Source organism: Streptomyces sp. NPDC088246 (genome assembly GCF_044741025.1).
GTDB lineage: Bacteria > Actinomycetota > Actinomycetes > Streptomycetales > Streptomycetaceae > Streptomyces.
On the sequence record NZ_JBIURV010000011.1, the window covers coordinates 195,108 to 219,649 of the forward strand.

Annotated in this window: 22 protein-coding genes; 10 read left to right on the forward strand and 12 right to left on the reverse strand. The window is 66.9% G+C overall.

Features of this window, described 5'->3' with window-relative positions:
• Nucleotides 1-78: 78 nt before the first annotated feature.
• Complete coding sequence (dnaA, locus tag ACIPEK_RS17845) at nt 79-1,881, reverse strand: chromosomal replication initiator protein DnaA (protein ID WP_383080292.1); 1,803 nt, start codon at nt 1,879-1,881, stop codon at nt 79-81.
• A gap of 381 nt (nt 1,882-2,262) precedes the next feature.
• Between dnaA and rpmH the strand changes: the two genes are divergently transcribed.
• The 9 genes from rpmH to ACIPEK_RS17890 all read left to right on the forward strand — a co-directional run bounded on the left by rpmH (nt 2,263) and on the right by ACIPEK_RS17890 (nt 9,149).
• Entirely contained in the window at nt 2,263-2,400 is a 138-nt protein-coding gene (rpmH, locus tag ACIPEK_RS17850) for a 50S ribosomal protein L34 (protein WP_030930485.1), read from the forward strand.
• A gap of 18 nt (nt 2,401-2,418) precedes the next feature.
• Nucleotides 2,419-2,790 carry a ribonuclease P protein component gene (gene rnpA / locus ACIPEK_RS17855; protein ID WP_093895046.1) on the forward strand — a complete coding sequence of 124 codons (372 nt, stop codon included), beginning with the start codon at nt 2,419-2,421 and terminating at the stop codon, nt 2,788-2,790.
• Nucleotides 2,787-3,146, forward strand: a complete 360-nt coding sequence (gene yidD / locus ACIPEK_RS17860) for a membrane protein insertion efficiency factor YidD (protein WP_383080289.1) — start codon at nt 2,787-2,789, stop codon at nt 3,144-3,146. Before rnpA ends, yidD begins: the two co-directional genes overlap by 4 nt.
• 3 nt (nt 3,147-3,149) lie before the next feature.
• On the forward strand, nt 3,150-4,415 hold the full coding sequence (yidC, locus tag ACIPEK_RS17865; RefSeq protein WP_401996807.1) for a membrane protein insertase YidC: 1,266 nt from the start codon (nt 3,150-3,152) through the stop codon (nt 4,413-4,415).
• Between the two features lie 14 nt (nt 4,416-4,429).
• Complete coding sequence (locus ACIPEK_RS17870; protein WP_114245516.1) at nt 4,430-4,939, forward strand: R3H domain-containing nucleic acid-binding protein; 510 nt, start codon at nt 4,430-4,432, stop codon at nt 4,937-4,939.
• Between the two features lie 109 nt (nt 4,940-5,048).
• Nucleotides 5,049-5,765, forward strand: a complete 717-nt coding sequence (rsmG, locus tag ACIPEK_RS17875) for a 16S rRNA (guanine(527)-N(7))-methyltransferase RsmG (RefSeq protein ID WP_327274146.1) — start codon at nt 5,049-5,051, stop codon at nt 5,763-5,765.
• A 291-nt stretch (nt 5,766-6,056) separates the two neighbouring features.
• Nucleotides 6,057-7,133, forward strand: a complete 1,077-nt coding sequence (locus ACIPEK_RS17880; protein ID WP_383080295.1) for a ParA family protein — start codon at nt 6,057-6,059, stop codon at nt 7,131-7,133.
• On the forward strand, nt 7,130-8,230 hold the full coding sequence (locus ACIPEK_RS17885) for a ParB/RepB/Spo0J family partition protein (protein WP_401996810.1): 1,101 nt from the start codon (nt 7,130-7,132) through the stop codon (nt 8,228-8,230). The genes ACIPEK_RS17880 and ACIPEK_RS17885 overlap by 4 nt, the downstream gene beginning before the upstream one ends.
• Nucleotides 8,231-8,531: 301 nt before the next feature.
• Nucleotides 8,532-9,149: a GNAT family N-acetyltransferase gene (locus tag ACIPEK_RS17890; RefSeq protein WP_401996813.1), complete on the forward strand. Its 618-nt coding sequence runs from the start codon at nt 8,532-8,534 to the stop codon at nt 9,147-9,149.
• An 81-nt stretch (nt 9,150-9,230) separates the two neighbouring features.
• On the opposite strand, the gene trxA is transcribed toward ACIPEK_RS17890, so the two are convergent.
• From trxA to ACIPEK_RS17925, 7 genes are all read right to left on the reverse strand, one after another.
• Complete coding sequence (gene trxA, locus ACIPEK_RS17895; RefSeq protein ID WP_383080274.1) at nt 9,231-9,563, reverse strand: thioredoxin; 333 nt, start codon at nt 9,561-9,563, stop codon at nt 9,231-9,233.
• A gap of 43 nt (nt 9,564-9,606) precedes the next feature.
• A complete protein-coding gene (gene trxB, locus ACIPEK_RS17900) occupies nt 9,607-10,569 on the reverse strand; it encodes a thioredoxin-disulfide reductase (RefSeq protein ID WP_401996816.1) in 963 nt (320 codons plus the stop codon).
• A gap of 133 nt (nt 10,570-10,702) precedes the next feature.
• A complete protein-coding gene (locus ACIPEK_RS17905) occupies nt 10,703-11,653 on the reverse strand; it encodes a hypothetical protein (protein WP_401996819.1) in 951 nt (316 codons plus the stop codon).
• Complete coding sequence (gene sigM / locus ACIPEK_RS17910; protein ID WP_401996822.1) at nt 11,650-12,354, reverse strand: RNA polymerase sigma factor SigM; 705 nt, start codon at nt 12,352-12,354, stop codon at nt 11,650-11,652. The genes ACIPEK_RS17905 and sigM overlap by 4 nt, the downstream gene beginning before the upstream one ends.
• 147 nt (nt 12,355-12,501) lie before the next feature.
• Nucleotides 12,502-14,217 carry a protein kinase family protein gene (locus ACIPEK_RS17915; protein ID WP_401996825.1) on the reverse strand — a complete coding sequence of 572 codons (1,716 nt, stop codon included), beginning with the start codon at nt 14,215-14,217 and terminating at the stop codon, nt 12,502-12,504.
• A gap of 127 nt (nt 14,218-14,344) precedes the next feature.
• Nucleotides 14,345-16,504 (reverse strand): murein biosynthesis integral membrane protein MurJ, encoded by a 2,160-nt coding sequence (gene murJ, locus ACIPEK_RS17920; protein ID WP_401996828.1) that lies wholly within the window; start codon nt 16,502-16,504, stop codon nt 14,345-14,347.
• A 49-nt stretch (nt 16,505-16,553) separates the two neighbouring features.
• Entirely contained in the window at nt 16,554-18,839 is a 2,286-nt protein-coding gene (locus ACIPEK_RS17925) for a DUF6049 family protein (protein WP_401996831.1), read from the reverse strand.
• A 183-nt stretch (nt 18,840-19,022) separates the two neighbouring features.
• On the opposite strand from ACIPEK_RS17925, the gene ACIPEK_RS17930 reads away from it, so the two are divergent.
• The gene (locus ACIPEK_RS17930; RefSeq protein ID WP_401996834.1) at nt 19,023-20,465 is read left to right on the forward strand and encodes a CCA tRNA nucleotidyltransferase; all 1,443 of its coding nucleotides are present in this window, start codon (nt 19,023-19,025) and stop codon (nt 20,463-20,465) included.
• A 132-nt stretch (nt 20,466-20,597) separates the two neighbouring features.
• On the opposite strand, the gene ACIPEK_RS17935 is transcribed toward ACIPEK_RS17930, so the two are convergent.
• The 4 genes from ACIPEK_RS17935 to ACIPEK_RS17950 all read right to left on the reverse strand — a co-directional run bounded on the left by ACIPEK_RS17935 (nt 20,598) and on the right by ACIPEK_RS17950 (nt 24,489).
• Entirely contained in the window at nt 20,598-21,866 is a 1,269-nt protein-coding gene (locus tag ACIPEK_RS17935) for an MFS transporter (RefSeq protein WP_401996837.1), read from the reverse strand.
• Nucleotides 21,867-21,990: 124 nt separating this feature from the next.
• Nucleotides 21,991-23,073, reverse strand: a complete 1,083-nt coding sequence (locus ACIPEK_RS17940; protein ID WP_401996840.1) for an inositol-3-phosphate synthase — start codon at nt 23,071-23,073, stop codon at nt 21,991-21,993.
• Nucleotides 23,074-23,134: 61 nt separating this feature from the next.
• Nucleotides 23,135-23,842: a helix-turn-helix transcriptional regulator gene (locus ACIPEK_RS17945; RefSeq protein WP_401996843.1), complete on the reverse strand. Its 708-nt coding sequence runs from the start codon at nt 23,840-23,842 to the stop codon at nt 23,135-23,137.
• Between the two features lie 509 nt (nt 23,843-24,351).
• Complete coding sequence (locus tag ACIPEK_RS17950; protein ID WP_401996845.1) at nt 24,352-24,489, reverse strand: hypothetical protein; 138 nt, start codon at nt 24,487-24,489, stop codon at nt 24,352-24,354.
• Nucleotides 24,490-24,542 lie beyond the last annotated feature (53 nt).

Sequence of the window (24,542 nt, forward strand, 5' to 3'; positions counted from 1 at the left end):
AGAAGGGCGCCTGGGGAACCCTGTGAGGGTTCCCCAGGCGCCCTTCTGCGCGCATGGAGAGCGTGTGCCGGTGGTCCGTCAGCCGTTCTTGATGCGGTTGGTGAGCTCGGTGACCTGGTTGTAGATGGAGCGTCGCTCCGCCATCAGCGCACGGATCTTCCGGTCCGCGTGCATCACCGTCGTATGGTCGCGGCCGCCGAACTGCGCACCGATCTTGGGCAGCGAGAGATCGGTCAGCTCCCGGCAGAGGTACATGGCGATCTGCCGGGCCGTCACCAGCACGCGGCTGCGCGAGGTTCCGCAGAGATCGTCGACCGTCAGACCGAAATAGTCCGCGGTCGCCGCCATGATGGCCGTCGCCGTGATCTCCGGAGCCGAGTCCTCGCCACCCGGGATCAGATCCTTCAGCACATGCTCGGTCAGCCCGAGGTCCACCGGCTGGCGGTTGAGACTGGCGAAGGCCGTGACCCGGATCAGCGCCCCCTCCAGCTCCCTGATGTTCCGGGAGATGCGGGAGGCGATGAACTCCAGCACCTCCGGCGGGGCGTTGAGCTGTTCCTGCACCGCCTTCTTGCGGAGGATCGCGATCCGCGTCTCCAGCTCCGGCGGCTGCACATCGGTGGTCAGACCCCACTCGAAACGGTTCCGCAACCGGTCTTCCAGGGTCACCAGCTGCTTGGGCGGCCGGTCCGAGGACAGCACGATCTGCTTGTTGGCGTTGTGGAGCGTATTGAAGGTGTGGAAGAACTCCTCCTGCGTCGACTCCTTGCTCGCCAGGAACTGGATGTCGTCGACCAGCAGGATGTCCACATCGCGGTAGCGCTTGCGGAAGGTGTCGCCCTTGCCGTCGCGGATCGAGTTGATGAACTCGTTGGTGAACTCCTCGGAGCTCACGTACCGCACCCTGGTGCCCGGGTAGAGACTGCGGGCGTAGTGCCCGATGGCGTGCAGCAGGTGGGTCTTGCCGAGTCCGGACTCCCCGTAGATGAAGAGCGGGTTGTAGGCCTTGGCGGGTGCTTCGGCGACGGCGACCGCTGCGGCGTGCGCGAATCGGTTGGACGCACCGATGACGAAGGTGTCGAAGAGGTACTTCGGATTCAGCCGGGCCGCCGGCTCGCCGGGGCCGGGAGTGGCGGCGGGCTGTGCGCCCATCGGCCGGGTGGCGCCGCCGGGCCGTCCGGTGCCGGCGCCGCCCTGGCGGTGCTGGGGGTCCTGCATGTCGTGGCGCTCGGAGCGCTGTTGCTCGTAACTCTGACGCTCGGGCGGCTGTGACCGGTAGTCGTGCTGCGGCTGCTGGGGGCGGCCGCCGGCGTACGGCTCGCGCCACTGTTCCGGCGAGGTGTCGCGGTCCTGGAATCCGCCGAGCCGGGGCTGCTGCCAGGAGAGGTCCTCCTGGGTGCGCGGCCACGCACCGGGGTCGGGGCGCTGCTGCTGGTAGTCGGGGTAGGCGGGCCGGGCGGTCGGCATGCCGTCGTCGGAGGGCCGGTGTCCGTATCCGTCGTATGCGTCGTTGTGCTGACGCTCGTCGTGCTGCGGTCCCTGGTAGCGGTGCTGCTGAGGCTGCTGGGACTGGTGCATCGGAGGCGCGGGCGGGCTCGGAGGTTCGCCCGCGGAGTCGTCGACGGTGATCGCGATGCGGATCGGGCGGCCGCACTCGCGGCTCAGCGTCTCGCTGATGAGCGGCGCGAGCCGGCCTTCCAGGACTCGCTTGCCCCATTCATTGGGGACGGCGAGCAGCGCCGTGTCGGCGACCAGCGCGAGCGGCTGGCAGCGCTCGATCCACTGCTTGTCCTTCGGCTCGATGCCCTGCTGGCCCTCCCCGAGGAGTTGCTCCAGCACTCGTGGCCACACTGCGGCAAGATCGGCAGGTACATCAGCCACAAGGCACGCTCTCTCGCTGGTCCCACGAATGTGTGGTTCTCGGGACGGGGTGGGTCGGGATGGGTGAGGACCGGCAGGCAGGAAGAAAAAGAACCGGAGTTCAGCCACGGTAGTCAGGCCGACCCGCGAGGTTCAAGTTGTTGTCCACAGGCTGTGCACAGTGGGGGGTGCCGTGGAGCCGGTTTGACCGGATGGCGTAGCCGCGCGTACCGTGACCAGGTCGAGTTGTCGATGGCTGCTGCCGCCTGCCTCCGATGGGCAAAGATCACGATCTGTGATTGTGAAGCGGTGCACTAGGGCGTTTACGCGAGTCTCTCGTGGGCGCACGGTGACAGCCAGGCGATGTCCCGCCAACACACGAGTCATTTCTGGAGCCCCCGAGTGAGCAAGCGCACCTTCCAGCCGAACAACCGTCGTCGCGCGAAGACCCACGGCTTCCGGCTGCGTATGCGCACCCGTGCCGGCCGCGCGATCCTCGCGTCCCGCCGTGGCAAGGGTCGCGCCAACCTGTCCGCCTGATCGCTTACAGGTCATGACGTGCTGCCTACCGAGAATCGGCTGAGGCGGCGCGAGGACTTCGCGACCGCAGTACGTCGAGGACGCCGGGCCGGCCGCCCGCTTCTCGTCGTTCATCTACGCAGCGGTGCAACGGACCCGCACGTGACTGGGGAGAACGCTCCCCCGCCGCGTGCGGGTTTCGTTGTCAGCAAAGCTGTGGGTGGAGCGGTTGTACGCACAGCGGTGAAGCGCAGGCTTCGCCATCTGGTCCGCGAGCGACTGGCCCTGCTGCCCCCCGGTAGCCTGGTTGTCGTACGAGCGCTGCCCGGAGCGGGCGACGCCGACCATGAACAGCTGGCCCGAGACCTGGACGCCGCTCTGCAGCGGCTGCTGGGAGGGGGCGCGCGATGAAGTACCCGCTGCTGGCTCTTATCAAGCTGTATCAGTGGACGATCAGCCCACTTCTCGGGCCTGTCTGCCGTTACTACCCGTCGTGTTCCCACTATGGATATACGGCGATCGACCGGCACGGAGCGATCAAGGGAACTGCGCTGACGGCCTGGCGCATCCTGCGATGCAATCCGTGGTCACCCGGCGGCGTGGATCACGTCCCGCCACGCAAACGCCCGCGTTGGCACGAACTGCTGCGTAATGCAATACGTGGCAGCAAGGGCGGGGACTCCGCCGCTGATGTGCCTCCCGGGGGGTCGGTTTCCGAACCCCCGAGCCCGGCCGCAGAGACTTCGCCCAAAGCTCAAGGAGCCTGATTAGTGGACACGATTGCCAGTCTGTTCAGCTTTATCACCTGGCCTGTTTCCTGGGTCATCGTCCAGTTCCACACGTTGTACGGAGCGATCTTCGGCGATGACACGGGCTGGGCCTGGGGCCTGTCCATCGTGTCCCTGGTGGTGCTGATCCGGATCTGCCTGATCCCGCTTTTCGTTAAGCAGATCAAGTCGACCCGGAACATGCAGGTGCTCCAGCCGAAGATGAAGGCGATCCAGGAGCGCTACAAGAGCGACAAGCAGCGTCAGTCCGAAGAGATGATGAAGCTGTACAAGGAGACGGGTACCAACCCGCTCTCCTCGTGCCTTCCCATCCTGGCGCAGTCGCCGTTCTTCTTCGCCCTGTATCACGTGCTCTCGGCCATCGCCTCGGGCAAGACGATCGGTGTCATCGACCAGCCGCTGCTGGACAGCGCCCGTAAGGCACACATCTTCGGTGCTCCGCTCGCTGCCAAGTTCATGGACAGCGAAGCGACGGTCCACGCACTCGGTGCCTCGCTGCTGGACGTCCGTGTCGTCACCGCGGTCATGATCGTGATGATGTCGGCGTCGCAGTTCTTCACCCAGCGCCAGCTGATGACGAAGAATGTCGACCTGACGGTCAAGACGCCCTACATGCAGCAGCAGAAGATGCTGATGTACATCTTCCCGCTGATCTTCGCCGTCATGGGCATCAACTTCCCCGTCGGTGTCCTCGTCTACTGGCTGACCACCAACGTCTGGACCATGGGTCAGCAGATGTACGTGATCAACCAGAACCCGACCCCGGGCAGCAAGGCGCAGGACCATTACCTGGGACGTCTGCTGAAGAGCGTCACTGCTCACGGTGAGGTTCGCGGCAGGACCAAGCGCAATACGGTCAAGCGGATCGTGTCCAAGGGCCCGGATCGCAATGACATCGAGCGGAAGTTCATCACGGGACTGGCCAAGCTGGGCTTCGCGGCCCAGGAGGACGGCACGGTGATCAAGAGCGATACGGCTCTTGCCGAGTCCGAGGGCGGAGCCGCGCAGCGGCGTCAGCAGCCCAAGCGCCAGACCAAGGCCCAGCGTCAGACCGGTGCCGCCCAGCAGACGGGGGCCAAGGACACCGACTCCACCGAGTCGGGTTCCAAGACCTCCCTGCAGAAGCCGGACGCATCGCAGGACGACAAGCCCAAGCCGGCGGGCAAGCCCGCGTCCGGCTCCTCACGCCAAGCCAAGTCCGGACAGCGCAAGGGCCCGCAGCGGCCCAAGCACCCGTCCAAGAAGTAAGAAGGAGTCCATCCGTGACGGAAGGCACCACCTCCACGGCCGCTGAGGGCAGCGACACCTTGACCCGCCTTGAGCAGGAGGGCGAGATCGCAGCGGACTACCTCGAGGGCCTGCTCGACATCGCCGATCTCGACGGCGACATCGACATGGACGTCGAGGCGGACCGGGCCGCGGTCTCGATCATCAGCGACTCGGCACGTGATCTGCAGAAGCTCGTGGGCCGCGACGGTGAGGTGCTGGAGGCGCTCCAGGAGCTGACGCGGCTTGCTGTGCACCGGGAGACCGGTGACCGGAGTCGGCTGATGCTGGACATCGCGGGCTTCCGGGCCAAGAAGCGGGCTGAGCTCGCCGAGCTGGGTGCCAAGGCCGCGGACGAGGTCAAGAGCACCGGTGAGCCGGTGAAGCTGGACCCGATGACGCCGTTCGAGCGCAAGGTTGTGCACGATGCGGTCGCGGCCGCTGGTCTGCGCAGCGAGTCCGAGGGCGAGGAGCCGCAGCGCTTCGTCGTCGTTCTCCCGGCCTGACCGGACCCTTGTTCTGTCGGCCCCGTCTGTTATCAGGCGGGGCCGATCTTTGTCAGCCTGATAGTCAGCCACCCACAGTGCGGTAGTGCGGTATGGAAGGACGGTTCCCGTGACGGCGGAAGTAGAGCTTCCCCAGGCGCCCGAAGGGGCGCGGGCAGTTTTCGGTGAGTTCTTCCCAGAGGCTGTCCGGTACGCGGAACTGCTGGCGGATGCCGGGGTGAAGCGGGGGTTGATCGGTCCGCGTGAGGTGCCGCGGCTGTGGGAGCGGCATCTGCTGAACTGCGCGGTGCTCTCCGAGGTCGTGCCTGAGGGCGTCACGGTCTGCGATGTGGGCTCCGGTGCGGGGCTTCCGGGTATCCCGCTGGCGCTGGTGCGTCCGGATCTTAAGATCACCTTGCTGGAGCCCTTGCTCCGGCGGACGAATTTCCTCCAGGAAGTCGTCGAGCTGCTGGGCCTGAACCATGTGACGGTTGTACGTGGTCGGGCCGAGGAGGTTCTGGGGACGCTTCAGCCGGTTCACGTTGTGACGGCTCGGGCTGTGGCGCCGCTCGATCGGCTGGCCGGCTGGGGAGTTCCGCTACTGCGTCCATACGGAGAGATGCTGGCGCTCAAGGGGGATACCGCCGAAGAGGAGATCGTCGGCGCCCGTGCGGCCTTGAGTAAGCTCGGTGTGGTGGAGACCGAGGTGCTGCACGTCGGAGAGGGCGTTGTCGATCCGATGTCCACGGTGGTGCGTGTGGTGGTCGGGGAGAGCCCGGGCGGTGTGAGGTTCGCCGCAAAGAGGGCCAAGGCGGCGAGGACGAGCCGCACGAGGCGTCGTCGCTGACACGTCTGGTCACGCTGCGAAATCGACCGTTGCATACAGTTTGGTTGCTTGTCGGCGATGCTCCTGGCAAGCAGCCATACATACCTCACGCGGAGTGTCGTGCCCCTGTAGCTAGGCTGCAGGGGCATCGTGTTTCACGTGAAACGTCGCTCTCTGCTGCATGGGATCATCAGCCGCGGTCGCGCGGCTGCCGCGCCGCGGCACCGCAGGCCCGTTAGGGCTACGGAGTTGTCCACAGAAGTGGATTCATCCACAGAAGAGCGGGCCTCGCTGGTTCACGACCCCGAAAGCATGGCAGGCTCTGCTCATTGTGAGCCTGAAGTCGAGGAGAGTGAGTCCTTGCGGTCCGACGCCAACATCGCGGGACCGATGACCGATCCGGTCCCCGGTCCCCGAGCCGAATCGGCGGGGGAGGGTGTTTCACGTGAAACACCGCCGCCGATGGATGACACACCCATCGGTCGCGCGGCCCAGCTGGCGGTCGAGGCCCTTGGCCGCGCCGGCGAGGGCCTGCCCCGTCCTGACCGGACGCGCGTCATGGTGGTGGCCAACCAGAAGGGTGGGGTGGGCAAGACGACCACGACGGTCAATCTTGCCGCCTCGCTCGCGCTTCACGGCGCACGTGTTCTGGTGGTCGACCTTGACCCGCAGGGGAATGCCTCCACGGCCCTGGGTATCGATCACCATGCCGAAGTCCCCTCCATCTATGACGTCCTGGTGGAGAGTAGGCCGCTCTCCGAGGTGGTTCAGCCTGTTCCGGACGTTGAAGGCCTCTTCTGCGCCCCCGCCACTATCGATCTCGCCGGTGCGGAGATCGAGCTGGTGTCGCTGGTGGCGCGGGAGAGCCGACTGCAGCGGGCGATCCAGGGATATGAGCAGCCGCTGGACTACATCCTGATCGACTGCCCGCCTTCGCTCGGTCTGCTGACGGTCAATGCCATGGTTGCCGGTGCCGAGGTGCTGATCCCTATCCAGTGTGAGTACTACGCACTGGAAGGGCTGGGGCAGCTGCTGCGCAATGTGGACCTGGTACGGGGGCATCTCAACCCCGATCTTCATGTATCGACGATCCTGCTCACCATGTACGACGGCAGGACCAGGCTCGCTTCGCAGGTCGCGGAGGAGGTGCGCAGCCACTTCGGTAAGGAAGTGCTGCGGACGAGTATTCCGCGGTCGGTGCGGATTTCGGAGGCACCGAGCTATGGGCAGACCGTGCTTACCTACGACCCGGGTTCGAGTGGGTCGCTGTCGTACCTCGAAGCGGCGCGTGAGATCGCCCTGCGGGGGGTCGGGGTGCAGTACGAGGCCCAACAGGCCCACACGGGCAGTGGGAACAGTCAGCAGAGCATTTCGGAGGGGATCCAGTGAGTGAGCGTCGAAGAGGGTTGGGGCGTGGGCTAGGTGCCCTGATCCCCGCCGCTCCGCAGGAGAAGCAGGTGCCGTCCACGGGTGTGGGCTCGGCCTCTCCTGGGGCGGGTCCTGTCATGACGGCAGAGCGGGGGGTGGCCGCTGCGAAGGTGGCCACGCTTGCGCCCGCTCCGGTTGTGCCGGAGTCGAGTGCGCCGGTTTCGGAGACCGAGACAGCGGCAGAATCTGCGGGAGCCGCAGGAGCGTATTTTGCCGAGGTTCTTCTCGGCTCCATCACCCCGAATCCTCGTCAGCCCCGTGAGGTATTCGACGAGGACGCGCTTGCCGAGTTGGTGACCTCCATCAAGGAGGTGGGCCTTCTCCAGCCCGTCGTGGTGCGGAAGATGGGTCCGGAGCGCTACGAGCTCATCATGGGCGAGCGGCGCTGGAGGGCCTGCCGTGAGGCCGGTCTGGAGCGGATCCCCGCCATTGTCCGGGCCACGGACGACGAGAAGCTTCTCCTGGACGCGCTCCTGGAGAACCTGCACCGGGCTCAGCTGAACCCGTTGGAGGAGGCAGCCGCGTACGACCAGTTGCTCAAGGACTTCAAGTGCACGCATGATCAGCTGGCTGACCGGATCGGGCGTTCTCGCCCGCAGGTGTCCAACACGCTGCGACTGCTGAGGCTGTCGCATCCGGTCCAACGGAGGGTCGCGGCCGGGGTGCTGTCGGCCGGTCATGCACGGGCGCTGCTGTCCGTGGACGACTCGGAGGAGCAGGACAGGCTGGCACATCGCATTGTGGCCGAGGGGCTGTCGGTGCGTGCGGTCGAAGAGATTGTGACCCTCATGGGATCCAGTCCCACGAGCACTGCCAAGGCCAAGGGGCCGCGGGCCGGTGGCCGGGTGTCGCCAGCGTTGTCCGATCTTGCTTCCCGGCTTTCGGACCGCTTTGAGACCAGGGTGAAGGTCGACCTCGGCCAGAAGAAGGGAAAGATCGTCGTCGAGTTCGCATCGATGGAGGATCTGGACCGCATTCTCGGCAGCCTGGCACCGGGTGAGGGGCGCGTGCTCAATCAGGCCTCCTCCGAGGATCCTGCCGAGGGCGACGAGAGCTGACCTCTGCCGATGGACTGGGGGCGGGCTGTGTTCCGGGGGATACCGGAATACAGCCCGCCCTTTGCTTTCTCTCGGTGTCGGCTTCATCCCTGGGTGGATACGATGCGTTCTGGTATGGCACATCCGGCTTGAGTCACCTCGGCGGAGGGAGGGCCATGCGAGCAGCGAGCCGCAGCCGACTGATGACAGTGGGGCTGGGCCTGGGGGCTGTTGGAGGGTTCGTCGGCAGCCTGCTCCTTGAACGGAGTGCACTGACTGCCGCACGCGGTGCGGCGGGCGAAGGAAGCGAGGAACAGCCTTCATGGGGCGTCGGCTCGTACCGCTCACACTGGACAACCTTTCCGATCTCCCCAGGCGTTGCCGCTCGTGTGTCTTCTGGGAGCTTGATCCGGTCAGTGGGGAAGCTGCAGTAAAGGCGGGAACGCCCGAGCTGGAGAAAGAGGCATGGATCTCGGCCGTTCTACTGGAGTGGGGATCGTGCGGCCGCGTTGTCTATGTCGACGATGTGCCGGCGGGCTTCGTTCTCTATGCACCGCCTGCCTACGTGCCGCGCTCGACGGCTTTTCCGACGAGCCCCGTCTCCCCCGATGCCGTGCAGTTGATGACTGCCCGGATCATGCCGCCGTACCAGGGACAAGGCCTGGGCCGAGTCATGGTGCAGACCGTCGCCAAGGACTTGCTGCGTCGGGGATTCAGGGCGATCGAGGCTTTCGGTGACGCCCGGTGGAAGGAGCCTGCCTGTGTGCTTCCGGCAGATCATCTCCTCGCGGTCGGCTTCAAGACTGTACGGCCGCATCCCGTTCATCCGCGGCTGAGACTGGAACTGCGTACGACGCTCTCCTGGAAGGAGGACGTCGAGCTGGCGCTGGACCGGTTGCTGGGTGCCGTCCAGAAGGAGCCCGCGCTGCGGCCTCTTTGACCCGAGAGCCCATGACAACGTGAAACGGGTCCATCCCCCGAGGGGATGGACCCGTTTCACGTGAAACAGCGGACCACGGTCCTACTCGCCGATGAAGGCTTCGAGGTCGCGGAGGATCGCGGCTTTCGGCTTGGCGCCGACGATGGTCTTGGCGACCTCGCCACCCTGGTAGACGTTCAGGGTCGGGATGGACATGACGCCGTACTTGGCGGCCGTGTCCGGGTTCTCGTCGATATTGAGCTTGACGATCTCGATCTGGTCACCGTGCTCAGCAGCGATGGCCTCCAAAGACGGCGCGATCTGGCGGCACGGGCCGCACCACGCGGCCCAGAAGTCCACCAGCACAGGCTTGTCGCTCTTCAGGACGACCTCGTCGAAGGAGTCGTCGGTCACGTTCTTCAGGGCGCCGGCCACGGCGGCCTCCTTAACTACTTGGGGTGTGGGGGTGAGGCGTGGATCAGACGGTGACCGCAGCGGCCTTCTTGTCGTCGGCGAGCGCGGCGAGGAAGCGCTCGGCGTCAAGAGCGGCCGAGCAACCCGTGCCGGCAGCGGTGATGGCCTGCCGATAGGTGTGGTCGACGACGTCACCGGCGCCGAAGACACCGGTGAGGTTGGTATGCGTCGAGGGAGCTTCGACCTTGAGGTAGCCCTCCTCGTCGAGGTCGAGCTGACCCTTGAAGAGTTCGGTGCGCGGGTCGTGGCCCACCGCGATGAACAGGCCGGTCACCGCGAGCTCGGACGTCTCGCCGGTCTTGGTGTTCCGAAGGGTCAGGCCGGACAGCTTCTGCTCCCCGTGCACTCCGGCAACCTCGCTGTCCCAGGCGAACTTGATCTTCGGGTCGGCGAAGGCGCGGTCCTGCATGGCCTTGGAGGCACGCAGCGAGTCGCGGCGGTGGACGATGGTGACCGACTTCGCGAAGCGGGAGAGGAAGGTCGCCTCTTCCATCGCGGTGTCGCCGCCGCCGACCACGGCGATGTCCTGGTCCTTGAAGAAGAAGCCGTCACAGGTGGCGCACCAGGAGACGCCGCGGCCGGAGAGGGCGTCCTCGTTGGGCAGGCCGAGCTTGCGGTGCTGGGAGCCGGTCGTCACGATGACGGCTTTGGCGCGGTGCACCGTGCCGGCCGTGTCGGTGACCGTCTTGATGTCTCCGGTGAGGTCGACGGAGACGACATCGTCGGGGACGAGCTCGGCGCCGAAGCGTTCGGCCTGGGCGCGCATGTTGTCCATGAGCTCGGGGCCCATGATCCCGTCCTGGAAGCCCGGGAAGTTCTCCACGTCGGTGGTGTTCATCAGCGCGCCGCCGGCGGTGACGGCGCCTTCGAACACCAGCGGCTTCAGTGAGGCGCGTGCGGTGTAAAGGGCGGCCGTGTAGCCCGCGGGGCCGGAGCCGATGATGATCACATTACGGACGTCGCTCACGGGTTTCTTCCTCGTCTCTGCAGACTGCCTACTGTCCACGCCTACTGGGGTCGATTCAACGACACTCACCCCACCCAACGAATCCTACGGGGGATGCATTCCCGACGTGCCGGGGCGGCGTCCGGCGCGATTCTCAGGGGCGCGAGTAGGCGCGGGTCAGCAGTAGCTTCCCCTTGGCGGCGGGCTTTTCCCGGACGCAGGCCGCATCGACGACATACGCCTGGACGCGGGTCGCGTCGGAGGGGTGCGGCAGGACGACGAGGAAGGCATCCGCGCCCTCGTAGGTGCCTTCCTCCATGGCGAGGGCCGCGGTCTTCCGCCCGATGCCCTGCTCCACGCAGAGCGGGACGGACACGACGGGTGCGCGCAACGGCGTTCGAGGCGACTCGGACCCGGGAGAGTCGCTCTTGGGCGTCGATTGAATGTCGACGGACGGCGGCGCCTTCTTCTCGGTGCTGGTGCCGTTCGAACTCGACGGCTCCGTGCCCGCGCTCAGAAGGAGCGTCTGGACCCGGCCTTCGAGGGTGGAGGCCGAGAAGGTTCCTGCACCTTTCGCTGCGGAGCTGGAGCCTCGGTCCGCCGCCTTGAGGCTGGCATCCTCCTGGGACGGCTGGAAGTTCTGCAGCATGAAGACGCCCACACCGACCACGGCTGCACCGAGAGCGGTGCCGAGCACGGCTGTGCGGCGGCGCCGAGCCGGCCGACGGCCGGGACCGGTGGTAGCCCGGGGACGCCCGGCAGGGCGGTCTGGGAGACTGAGCTCCGTTTCCGGCTTCTGTGCCATAGAGGGTTCTGTTTCACGTGAAACATGCATCGCTCCGACGGGCGCCGCGGTGCTGAGAGCCTCGGCGGCGAGCGCGGCGTCGAGGCGGTCTGCGACATCCTCGGGCATGTGCTGTGGCGTGGGCACGGTGCCGAGCAGCTCGCGGATCTCCATGAGTGAGGAATGGACATCGCCGCAGAGCTCACAGCCGTCCACATGACTGCGTACCTCTGCCGCACGTGACGGCGGGAGCAGCCCCTCCACGAGATCGGAGATCTCCGAGACGTCCGGGTGCCGGGTCGTGTCGGTCGCTGATGTCATGCGCGCCCACCTCCGCCCTTCACTGCAGCAGGATTGCTCGTCCCTGCGTCCTTCGGTCCCGATGCGGGTGGGACGGATGCGCGCGGCGTCCGGTTCCTTCCCGTGGTGGTTTCATCGGCTTCTGCGCCCTCACGCCGGAGGTGAGTGAGTAGAGGGGCGAGCCGGGCTCTGCCCCGTGCACAGCGGCTCTTCACGGTGCCTGTCGGTACATCGAGGATGCGTGCCGCCTCGGCCACGGGGTAGCTCTGCATATCCACGAGGACAAGTGCGGCACGCTGCTCGGCGGGGAGAGTGGCGAGTGCGGCCAGGAGCTCGCGGTGCAGATCCTGGCGCTCTGCCGGTGCCTCTGCCGACTCGTGCGGCTCAAGGAGCTGCTCGAAGCGTTCGGTGTCATCGACCGGTGAGGTCCTTCGGGTGGCCGCCTTGCGGACCCGGTCGAGGCAGGCATTGACGGTGATGCGGTGCAGCCAAGTGGTGACGGCGGACTGGCCGCGGAAGGTGTGGGCGGCCCGGAAGGCGGAGACCAGGGCGTCCTGGACGGCGTCGGCAGCTTCCTCGCGGTCGCCCAGGGTCCGGAGTGCCACAGCCCACAGCCGGTCGCGGTGGCGCCGTACGAGCTCGCCGAAGGCGTCGGGTTCACCGGCCACATGGCGAGCGAGGAGGTCTGAGTCGCTGAGTGCTTCTGACGGCTCGGCGGCCACCTCCCCCTCCCTCCCTTTCTCTGCGTCAAGGTGCGTCTGTCTATCACGATTCGAGTGAGTAGCGGCAGAGGGCGGACGACGCACAGTGATGCGGGTGGCCCGGTTCAGTCAGGCCGGCGGGAGGGTGGCTCCCACAGGCCTGCCCTGTCAGCCAAGTACAGAGATCTCCGAGATCCCGCCTCGGTAGCCGTCAGCTGATCCATCCGACGGCAGTTCGGTGACATGGATCAGGATGTAGCGGGTTCGTACGGGCTCGGTGAACTCCTCGTTCAGGTTGCTTCCTGCCGTAGCGAGCTTCGTGAGCCGCTTGGGGAAGTCCGAGAGCGAGGACAGCGCGGAGGCGTTCTCATCTGCTGCGAGCACCTCGGCCTTCTGCCCGCTGCGGTACATCGCGATCTTGATGCCGGTGACGTTCTGAACGCTGCCCAGGTCGACGACTATGCCGCTGCCGTCCCTGCGATTCGGGATGTTGCCGAAGTTGGCGTAGCCCAGGTACCGCTTGGTGACCCAGGCTGAGTCAGGGTTTCCGTCGATCGCCTTGGGTACGTCCTTCTCGCTTATTCCGGTGCCACTGGGCATGAACTCTGTCGCACCGGCGATCCGCAGCGGTTTGGCCGGGGGGCGCGGTTTGTTGTCGCCGCTCTCCGGGGTCGTCTGCGTGGTGTCGTCGCTCCCCGAGTCGTTGCCGCCGAGGAGCGTCTCGGCGAGCTGCCAGCTGCCGAGGCCCAGCGCGGCGATGAGCAGTGCGGACACCGCCCACTTGAGGACCTTGCCGGTGCGGCTCTGGAGTGGGGCCGGGGGCACGGCGATCACCAGCTGAGTGGTGACCCCGGGGCCGGTGGGCGGGCGCCCGTAGGTGCCCTGCTGGTAGGTCGTGCGCTGGTACTCCGGGGGTGCCGTGAAAGTGGGCTCCGGAGGGCGGATGCGGGGCATCGCGGCAACGGCCTTGGCCAGCTCGTCTGGGGTGGTGCACGGCTGCTCCTGCCGGGAGGCAGTGGCGCCGTCATTGGCGAGTGCGCGCATGGCGAGCTCGGAAAGACCGCGGTGAACACCGGCCCGAACCTGGTCGGGGGCGATCAGCCCCACTCCCTTGGGAAGCCCGGACAGGCCGTAGGCATCAGCCTCGTACGGCCAGCGCTGGGTCAGGGCGGCGTAGAGCAGGGCGCCGACGGCCTCGGTGTCCGCGCGCTGCGGGCCATCGCTGGTGATGCCCCGCAGGGCGGCGTTCACCGCGAGGCCGCGGATCCGGTACTGCCCGGTCGAGCTCCGCAGCACCGCGCCCGGGGTCAGCCTCAGATGTGCGAGACCTTCTCGATGTGCGGCTGCCATGGCCTGGGAAACCTGGCTGACGAGCTGGTACGCGTCGTGCGCGTCCATCGGCCCCGCGGCCAGCAGAGAAGTGAGCTCGGTGGCGTCGGGAAGCCATTCATGGACGACATAGACGAGATCGTCCTCCTCCACCGCGTCGAGTACCTGCACGAAGCGCGGGTCGCCGAGCAGAGCGGAGGAGCGGGCTGCGGCCAGCACGGAGCGGGCTCGGGGGTGGTCGGCGGGAAGCAGATGCACGCCCACCGCGCGGCGCAGTTTCTCATCGACAGCGCGCCAGCTGCTGAATCCGTCCAGACGGGTGACGCACTCTTCAAGCCGGTAGCGTTTGGCGAGTTTGTGCCCGCTGTGCAGATCCGGGGTCGGCAGGGTGGCCTCGGTGCTGATGCGCTCACCATCCGTGTCCTGCGGCTTTGTGCCCGTTGTGTCCTGAGCTTCTGCCGTCCCGTCGGTCGTGGCCTCGTCCGCCTTGGCGGCCAGCGGTTCATCACCGCTGTTGTCGGCCACGTCGACGGCAGCCGTGCTACGTTCCGCCACCGTCGTTCCTGCCTCCCCATCCGTTGCGCGATGCCAGCCAGCTCTGCACAGTCACGCCAATTGTGCCCACACTCCGGCGCTATGCACGACACGCAAAGGGCGGTGATGGTTGTGCGGCCGGTGATCCTCAGCGCCCGAGCCGCCCGCGGACCATGCCGACCATGCCGTTGATCTCTTCGATCCGCATCCGTTTGGCGGCGACGAAGAAGACGCCCAGCAGAACGGCCCCACCGCAGATCAGCGCGACGAGTGACCCGAAGGCGCCTTCGCCGAGGCCCAGGAGAACAGCGAAGCCGACGCCGCCTCCGAGTACCGCTGCCGGGATGGCGGCCAGGCACAGACGGGCATAGGTGCGTACGACGTGGGCGCCGTCCAGATCGCCGCCCAGCCGGTTGCGCAGCCGTCGCCAGGCGATGCCCACGCCGACGGCGTAGGCGAGGCCGTACGAGGCAGCCATGCCGACCACGGCCCACTGGGCCGGCAGGATCACGTAGCAGAGGGCCGAGGCGGCCGCGTTGACGGCGGCGACGATGACCGTGTTGTAGAAGGGCGTCCGGGTGTCCTCGTAGGCGTAGAAGCCTCGCAGCACCACGTACTGCACGGAGTACGGGATCAGGCCGAGACCGAATGCCATGAGGATGAAGCCCATGGACCGGGCCGCTTCGGTGCCCGCGGAGGCGTACAGCAGGGTGCACATCGGCAGACCGAGGGCGAGGAACATGAAGGCCACCGGCACGATCGCCACGGCCGAGTTCCGCAGTCCTTGGGAGATGTCGTCGCGGACTGCGCCCGGGTCGTCGTCGTGGGCGGCACGGGAGATGCGGGGCAGCAGGGCCGCCATGACCGACACGGTGATGATCGCCTGCGGCATGCCCCAGATGAGCTGGGCGTTGGAGTACGCGAGGAAGCCGGTGCCGTCCTTGCCGGACAGCTTGCCCGCCGACGTCGCGAGCTGTGTGACGACGATCACGCCCGCCTGGTTGGCCAGGACGAACAGGACGGTCCACTTGGCCAGCTTGACCGTCTTGCCGAGTCCGTGCCCCTTCCAGTCGAAGCGCGGGCGGAAACGGAAGCCGGCCTCACGCAGATACGGGACCATGGCCAGGGCCTGGACGACCAGACCGAGCAGCGTGCCGATGCCCAGCAGCCGGACGCCCTCCGGCGGGATCGTCTGGACCCCCATCTGGGATTCGGCGGAGGTGCCGTAGACCCAGATGAACATGCCGAACGTGAAGATCACGACGATGTTGTTGAGGACCGGGGTCCACATCATCGCGCCGAACCTGCCGCGGGCGTTGAGGACCTGGCCCATCACGACATGCACGCCCATGAAGAAGATGGTCGGCAGGCAGTAGCGGGCGAACGTCACGGCGACGCTGTTGGCTGCCGCGTCCCCGGCGATCGTCGGCGACATCATGTGGATCAGCCACGGAGCGGCGAAGACCGCGATCGCGACGATCACACCGAGCGCGACCATCACGAGAGTCAGCAGGCGGTTGGCATAGGCCTCGCCGCCGTCCTCGTCGTCCTTCATGGATCGCACGAGCTGGGGAACGAAGACCGAGTTCAGCCCGCCACCGACGGTGAGGATGTAGATCATCGTCGGCAGTGTGTTCGCGATGGTGAAACTGTCGCCGAGCAGTGCCGCACCGAGCGCGGCCGTGATCACGAGGCTGCGGACGAATCCGGTGAGCCGGGACACGAGCGTGCCGGCCGCCATCACCGCACTGGACTTCAGCAGGCCGGAGGCCCGGCCGCCGGACTTGGGCGGTGCGGGCGCCGGGGCCGGTTCGGGTTCCGCGGGAGCGGGGGAGGATCCTGCCGGGCCTTCCTGGTCCCGGAACAGGTGCGCGAAGGCATCCGGCTGCTCGTGGTCCTGGGACGCCTGGCTGACGAGATCGTCCACCCCGACGAACTGGGTGGTCACCGGATCATCGCCGTACGGCAGGTATCGCGATGGGCCGTCGGGCTCGGGCGGCGGGGTCTGAGCCCAGATACGCGGATCAGGTGCGTACTGCGCCGCGGGCGGCTGCTGGTAGAGCGGCTGGGGCTGCTGGTAGGTGCCAGGGGGTGGCGGCGGGTGCGCGGAGCGGTCGTACAGCGCCTCGGTCACCGGGTCCTGGACGGACAGATCCTGGGACCGGTAGGGATCGTGGTCGTACGCAGCCTGCAGGTATGGATCAGGCGTCGGCGGAACCTGGCCCGGTCCGGGCGGCATCGGGGGCACGCCGGAAGACCCTGCTCCGTCCGCCCCCTGACCGCGGTCACCGTCGTACGGCGCGTTCATCGAAACCCCACCTCATCGTCCCCGGCCGACAGGCCACGACAGACATCGCTCAACGTTCCACTTTCTCACCCGAGCCCGACGGCTCCCCGTTTTCCGGACCGGTGTCCGGGGTCGGGTCACTCGGCTGCTCGGGTTCGCCGCCGTTGTCCCCGCTCGCGTTGGCGCGCTTGCGGTGGGTGTACATCCTGATGCCTGCGAGGACCAGAAGGAGCAGCCCACCGGCGATCACCAGCAGCACGGTCGGGGTGAGCTCGGAGACCTTCACGGTGAAGGTCATCTCTCCGCCGTACGGTGTGCCGTCCTCGGTGTAGAGCTGTGCGGTCATCTGCACCTGGCCATTGACGTTGGCCGCGGCGTCGAATTTCACGGACTGGCTGTGGCCGCCGGCGATCCGGATCGGCTGCTCCGCCACGGCCCCGCCGTCGTTCAGCTTGAGCCGGGTCGCGTTCTCCGACTTGAGCCGGAGGACCAGATGGTCCACGCCCTGCAACAGTCTGTTCTGCACGGTCACCGGGATTGTGGCGCTGCGGCCGGACAGGGTGACGTCCGACTTCGAGATGAGCTGGACCTCGTTGATGAGGCCCTGCAGATAGGTGCGTACCGAGTCCCGGTACTGCTGGGCCTCCAGCGGCTTGCCACGCCATGACGTCGACATGGAGCGGTTGACCGCGTTGCCGAAGGGAGTCACCACCCGCTCGGGATGGGTGAGGATGACCTGGAAGTTGTTGAGCGAGACCTGGGTGGACTTGATGTCCTGGAACGCCTGGGTGGGCAGCTCCTGGTTGCGGAGCTTCTTCGGGTACTGGGACGATCCGGGGACGCTGGTCGTCGCGTCCGTGTCGGGCTTCGCCTCGGCCGCGTCCACGAGCCCGAGGGGTTCTGTCCAGCGTTCGTCGTCGAGGGCGTGCAGGGCGTCGGCCATCGACTGGGCCTGGGCGACAGTCGGCATCCGCTGCGGTGCGACGACGATGCTCCGTTCCGCGTCGGTGTCCTGCTGGGTCAGAGCGAGGGTCAGAGCGAGGAATTTCTGCACGGCGAGGGTGGAGTTCCCCGCCTTCGACATGTCGCCCTGGAAGGCCGTGGAGAGCCGGGCGTCGGAGACCACCGCGGTTGTGCCGCCGCCGATCGGCCGGGCCGCGGTGGGCGTGTACGACAGGCCGCCGGTCTCCTGAAGGCTGTCGCTGCGGGCGATCACGTTGTGGGCGCCGGCCGAGGTGGCGACGTCGACGATCGACGGGTCGATCGCTCCGTCGACGGGCCAGGCGAAGTCGGTCGACGGCTTCACATGAAGGATGGTCTGCACCGTTGTCCCGGCCACCTCCGTGGCGGTCTGCAGGTGGCTGAGGGTGCCCGACACGTTCTTGCCGCGGTGTGCGATGGACGCCAGATCGGGGTCGGCGAACGGCAGCGCGACGACCTTGCCGTCCGAGACCGCGGCCTCCAGCGAGGTGAGCCACTTCTTGGCGACGGCCTGGTTCTTCCCCGCGACGGTGGTGTCGCCCGACTTGACGCGGTAGTTCCTCGCCATCGCATCGACGCTGGCCAGCAGATCCGGGTCGATGACCCATGTCACGGGCAGCTGGCTGCCCAGCGAGACCAGCTGTTCGAGGCGTCCGCCCGGAGCGAGTTCGGCGGCCAGGTTGTCGTCCGCGAACACAGGCGTCTGCTGATCGTCGGAGCCGGTCTCGGCAGTGACATGGGGCGATGCGATGAGCGGCCAGAGATAGGTGACCTTCGTCTTGGAGTTACGCTCCTCTTCCTGCCAGGGCAGGAAGGTGCGCTGGATTCCCAGAACCCCGTACGGGGTCCGGGAAGTCTGCCCCGACAGCGAGACGCCGAGCTGGTAGACGCCGTCGTCGCCGAGCCCCAGTTTGCCGACCGGGACGGACAGCGTGAAGTCCTGGCTTATTCCGGAAGGAAGCTTCGCGAACTTCACCGTGTACTTGCCGCCGAGCGGGGCGGGATCGCTGCCGGGGACGTACCCGGTGCGCTTGGCAGCGGTGTCGATCGACGTCCTGCTGAAGAGCCTCGGGCCGACTCGCAGGTCGACCTCCGCCTGCGTGATCGTGTCCTTGCCCCTGTTGGTCACGGTGCCGGAGACGGTCAGGGTGTCCCCCTTCACCGGCGCGCTCGGAGCGAGGGTGTCCAGGGACACACTGACTGTTTCGGAGCCGGTCGGGGCCTTGGCGGTCCCGCCGGCCTGTGCGGTGGGTGCGGCCGGTCCGGCCAGCAGAGCTGCGACGAGCGGTGCCCCGATGATCAAGGAGGTTGTGCGCCGCAGCCACCGGCGGGCAGGAGAGGGACCGATTCCCTGAATGTCTGCCGCCTCGGCCACGCGCCTACCCGTCCCTCGTCGTTGTCAGCTGGTGTCGATGGTTGTCGGTTGCTGCGTCCCCGCATGGTAACGATGTGCGTGGGTGCCAAGTGCTGGGGAGTCCGTTACATGATCGGAAGAGTCTCGCAGGGCGGGACGAAACCAGGACGACCGGGCCGGTCCGGGCACGTACCCTTTTCTGTTGTGTCGAACGCCAATGAAGAAAGCTCCCGTGCCCTGACCCAGGTGCAGCACAGCGCAGTCAGTGAACTGCTGCGGGTGTCCCCGGTCGCCGACGACCTCGCCCGCCGTTTCCAGGATGCCGGATTCAGCCTCGCCCTGGTCGGCGGCTCGGTCCGGGATGCGCTTCTCGGCAGGCTCGGGAACGACCTGGACTTCACGACCGACGCCCGCCCCGAGGCCGTATTGAAGATCGTCCGGCCGTGGGCCGACTCGGTATGGGAGGTCGGGATCGCCTTCGGCACCGTGGGTGCCCAGAAGGACGGCTACCAGATCGAGGTCACCACATACAGGTCGGAGGCGTACGACAGGACCTCGCGCAAGCCCGAGGTGTCCTACGGCGATTCCATCGAGGAAGACCTCGTCCGTCGTGACTTCACGGTCAACGCGATGGCGGTAGCGCTTCCGCAGAAGGACTTCATCGATCCCCACGGCGGTCTTGAGGACCTGGCCGAGCGTGTACTGCGCACTCCCGGCACCCCCGAGGAGTCGTTCTCCGACGATCCGCTGCGCATGCTGCGTGCTGCTCGCTTCGCTGCGCAGCTGGACTTCGGTGTCGCCTCCGATGTGGTCACGGCGATGACGGAAATGGCCGGGCGCATCGAGATCGTCTCCGCCGAGCGGGTCAGGGAGGAGTTCAACAAGCTGCTGCTCTCCGCCAACCCCCGCAAGGGTCTGGCGCTGCTCGTCGATACGGGGCTGGCGCAGCAGGTGCTGCCGGAGCTCCCCGCTCTGCGTCTGGAAAGTGACGAGCATCACCGTCACAAAGATGTCTATGAGCACTCGCTGACCGTCCTGGAGCAGGCGGTCGACCTGGAGGAGGACGGCCCTGATCTGGTTCTGCGCCTTGCTGCTCTCCTCCATGACATCGGCAAGCCGAGGACGCGGCGTTTCGAGAAGGACGGGCGCGTCTCGTTCCATCACCACGAGGTGGTGGGCGCCAAGATGGTCAAGAAGCGGATGGCCGCGCTCAAGTACTCCAACGACATGGTCAAGGACGTCTCGAAGCTCGTGGAGCTTCATCTGCGCTTCCACGGCTACGGCGACGGCGAGTGGACCGACTCCGCGGTGCGCCGGTATGTGCGTGATGCGGGACCTCTGCTGGGGCGGCTGCACAAGCTGACCCGCTCGGACTGCACCACGCGGAACAAGCGCAAGGCTGCTGCCCTCTCGCGGACCTATGACGGGCTTGAGGAGCGCATTGCACAGCTGCAGGAGCAGGAGGAGCTGGATGCCATTCGGCCCGACCTCGACGGTAACGAGATCATGAAGACCCTGGGTGTCGGTCCTGGGCCGGTTATCGGCAAGGCCTACGCGTTCCTGCTGGAGCTGCGGCTGGAGCACGGGCCGATGGAGCATGACGTGGCGGTCGAGAAGCTCAAGAAGTGGTGGGCGGCGCAGACCTGAGACCGCCGGAGGGCCGACCGGCAGGGGTGAGGACCGGGTCGCGGTCATGTTTCACGTGAAACATGACCGCGACCCGATACGGCGAGGGGCGCTGTTTCACGTGAAACAGCGCCCCTCGCCGTATCGGGCACGCTAGAGCGGCCTGCCGGTGCGGCCCCACCGGAACAGCAGTACGGCGATGACCGCATAGAGCACGGCTACCCCAATCACGACCACGAACGACTGACCGTCAGGGGGCAGCATGAGAGCGGAGGCTGCGGCAGCGCCCACGAATGCCACGTTGAACAGCACGTCGTAGAGGGAGAAGACCCGGCCGCGGAAGGCATCGTCCACCGAGGTCTGCACCACTGTGTCCGTCGCGATCTTCGACCCCTGGGTGACGAGTCCGAGGACAAATGCCGCGACGAGTATCGGTACGGGGATGAACCACAGCCCCAGTGCGGGTTCGAGGACGGCGGCCGCCGCCGCGCACACCGCCATCCAGTGGAATCGGCCGAGCCGCCCCACCGCCCAAGGTGTCACCACGGCTGCCGCGAAGAACCCCGCACCGGAGACCGCCACAGCCAGTCCGAGGAGGGCCAGGCCCTCGGATTCGCTGTCGGACCAGGCGTACCGGCACAACATCAGCACCATCACGGTCAGTGCCCCGTAGCAGAAGCGGATCACGGTCATGGCGGCCAGGGCCCGGGTCGCTTGCTTCCGTTCCGCCAGATGGTGCAGTCCGTCGGCGAGCCCCTGTGCGGTGATGACCAGAGCCTCCCTCAGTCGGATGCGGGCCCCGTCCTGATCCGGTCCGAGAAGCCCGGTGGCAAGGCTCAGGGATGCCAGCGCCGAAGCGAGGTAGAGAGCCGCGCCCAGCAATACCACCGCCGCATCGGAGTCGGCGAGTAGCAGCCGCACGATGAAGGCGAGGCCACCGCCGGCCGTGGCGGCGAGGGTGCCCGCGGTCGGTGAGAGTGAGTTCGCCACCACCAGTCGGTCCCTGTCGACGACACGCGGCAGCGCGGCGGAGAGCCCGGCCAGCACGAAACGGTTGACCGCGGTGACGCAGAGCGCCGAGGCGTAGAAGAGCCAGTCGGGTGCGGAGCCGAGGATCAGGAGTGCGGTGCAGCAGGCGAGTGCGGCGCGCAGCAGGTTGCCGTACAGAAAAACCTGACGGCGCGGCCAGCGGTCCAGCAGGACGCCGGCGAAGGGGCCGATGAGCGAGTACGGCAGCAGCAACACGGCCATTGCGGAGGCGATGGCTGCCGCCGACGCCTGTTTCTCCGGAGAGAAGACGACATGAGCCGCCAGTGCCACCTGGTAGACGCCGTCGGCCGACTGGGAGAGAAGTCGTACGGCGAGCAGACGACGGAAGTTCCGAAGTCGCAGAAGTACGCGCAGATCACCTACGACAGGCATGTGATCAAGGGTCACATACGTTGAGGGTCCCCGGGCGGATTACCCGGGGACCCTCAACGGTGCGGAAGAGAAAGAGCGTTGCCGCTCATCACCGGTCCGCGCCGACGCGCCGTGTCCGGTCGCGTCAGTTGGTGACCTCGCCCCTGATGAACTTCTCAACGTTCTCGCGGGCCTCGTCGTCGAAGTACTGGACCGGCGGGGACTTCATGAAGTACGAGGACGCAGAGAGGATCGGGCCACCGATGCCGCGGTCCTTGGCGATCTTCGCGGCGCGGACGGCGTCGATGATGACACCGGCGGAGTTCGGGGAGTCCCAGACCTCCAGCTTGTACTCCAGGTTCAGCGGAACGTCACCGAAGGCGCGGCCCTCGAGGCGCACGTACGCCCACTTGCGGTCGTCCAGCCAGGCCACGTAGTCCGACGGGCCGATGTGGACGTTGTCCGCGCCGAGCTCGCGGTCACGGATCTGGGAGGTGACGGCCTGCGTCTTGGAGATCTTCTTGGACTCCAGGCGCTCACGCTCGAGCATGTTCTTGAAGTCCATGTTGCCGCCGACGTTCAGCTGCATCGTGCGGTCCAGGACGACGCCACGGTCCTCGAAGAGCTTCGCCATCACGCGGTGCGTGATGGTGGCGCCGACCTGCGACTTGATGTCGTCGCCGACGATCGGGACACCGGCCTCGGTGAACTTGTCCGCCCACTCCTTGGTGCCGGCGATGAAGACCGGGAGAGCGTTGACGAACGCGACCTTGGCGTCGATGGCGCACTGCGCGTAGAACTTCGCAGCGACCTCGGATCCGACCGGCAGGTAGCAGACGAGGACGTCGACCTTACGGTCCTTGAGGACCTGGACGATGTCGACCGGGGCCTCGGTCGACTCCTCGATGGTCTGACGGTAGTACTTGCCCAGGCCGTCGTGGGTGTGGCCGCGCTGGACGGTGACGCCGGCGTTCGGCACGTCGCAGAGCTTGATGGTGTTGTTCTCGCTGGCACCGATGGCGTCCGCGAGGTCGAGGCCGACCTTCTTCGCGTCGACGTCGAAGGCGGCGACGAACTCGACGTCCCGCACGTGGTAGTCGCCGAACTGGACGTGCATCAGACCGGGCACCTTGCCGGCCGGATCGGCGTCCTTGTAGTACTCGACGCCCTGGACCAGCGAGGCGGCGCAGTTGCCCACGCCGACGATGGCTACGCGAACCGAACCCATTCCGGTTGCTCCCTGTGTGTAATGGATGTTCCCGATGAAGCCCCGCGGATCTGCGGGGACCTCACTTTGAGGTGTCGTCGGACGGATCCGGCGGGGTGTTACCCCGGTGCCGGGGCAGGCCGTCCGTCTCTCCTGCTGTGTTCTGCGGAGCTTCGCTCCCGGGCGAGGACCGTCGCTGATCCCGTCCCGACCGCTCGCTCTCGATGAGCTCGTTCAGCCAGCGCACTTCGCGCTCCACGGACTCCATGCCGTGTCGCTGCAGCTCAAGTGTGTAGTCGTCGAGGCGCTCGCGGGTGCGGGCCAGAGAGGCCCGCATCTTGTCCAGGCGCTCCTCCAGCCGGCTGCGCCGGCCTTCCAGGACCCGCATCCGCACCTCGCGCTCCGTCTGCCCGAAGAAGGCGAAACGGGCTGCGAAGTGCTCGTCCTCCCAGGAGTCGGGCCCGGTGTGGGAGAGCAGCTCCTCGAAGTGCTCCTTACCTTCTGCCGTCAGCCGGTAGACGATCTTGGCGCGGCGCCCGGCCAGCGAGGAGGCGGGGGCGACCGCACGGCTGGTAGCAGGCGGAAGGTCGGCCGGGGAGCTTCCCGGCTCCTCGATCAACCAGCCGTTGGCGACCAGCGTCTTGAGGCAGGGGTAGAGGGTGCCGTAGCTGAAGGCGCGGAAGATCCCCAACGAGGTGTTGAGACGTTTGCGCAGCTCGTACCCGTGCATCGGGGACTCGCGGAGCAGACCGAGAACGGCGAATTCGAGGATGCCTGAGCGTCTGCTCAATTTCGCCTCCTCCTTCTCCGAGTGCTCCTGCGGAGCCCTGTACCGAGCTGATGTGCCGAGCTGATGTATCGACTCGATACATCATGACGATAGATCGGTCGTCGCGCTGCGACAAGAGGGGTCATCGTGAACGGCGTCACATCGTGAATTCGTAGGCACCGACTTGCGTCGTTTGGGGTGAAGTTCGGCCCTAGGAGGGTTTTGACCGTGCGTAGTCTGTGCGGCATGCAGACCACCGGGAACCGTGAGACGCCTGTGCGCGTCAGTCTTCGCGGACTAGCCGGATGCACTGCGGATGAGCCTGTCGCAGGGCTGGTCCGTAATTCGGGGGGACCGGATCTCAACTGCCGCTTCCAGGCGTTCTCGCCTGCCCGAGGAGTAGTCGTTCCATGAGCGAGCACCGTCGCAAAACGCCGCAACCGCAGGGTGGTGGGCGCGCAGCGGCCAGACGAGCCGCCCAGCAGTCCTCAGGACGCCGCGCCGCTCCGTCACGCGGAGTAACTTCCGAGTCACCTTCCGGTTCGCATGGCGGGGACAGCCCGTACGGCGGACGCGCCGAGGCGAGACGAGCCGCCCAGCGCGGCGGCGGGAGCCGTGGCGGCGGCGGTGGTGGTCGTCGTCGTGGTGGTGGTGGCGACAGCGGACACGAGGGCCCGGGCAGGGGGCGTGGCCGCGGTAGTCAGCGTCCTGTCAAGAAGCG

Coding starts and splice junctions, on each gene's coding strand:
- ACIPEK_RS17935 (WP_401996837.1), bottom strand. CDS start 21,866: ATGCCTGTCGTAGGTGATCTGCGCGTACTTCTGCGACTTCGGAACTTC.
- ACIPEK_RS17880 (WP_383080295.1), top strand. CDS start 6,057: ATGGCAGGCTCTGCTCATTGTGAGCCTGAAGTCGAGGAGAGTGAGTCC.
- ACIPEK_RS17940 (WP_401996840.1), bottom strand. CDS start 23,073: ATGGGTTCGGTTCGCGTAGCCATCGTCGGCGTGGGCAACTGCGCCGCC.
- murJ (WP_401996828.1), bottom strand. CDS start 16,504: ATGAACGCGCCGTACGACGGTGACCGCGGTCAGGGGGCGGACGGAGCA.
- ACIPEK_RS17905 (WP_401996819.1), bottom strand. CDS start 11,653: ATGACATCAGCGACCGACACGACCCGGCACCCGGACGTCTCGGAGATC.
- yidD (WP_383080289.1), top strand. CDS start 2,787: ATGAAGTACCCGCTGCTGGCTCTTATCAAGCTGTATCAGTGGACGATC.
- ACIPEK_RS17890 (WP_401996813.1), top strand. CDS start 8,532: ATGGGGCGTCGGCTCGTACCGCTCACACTGGACAACCTTTCCGATCTC.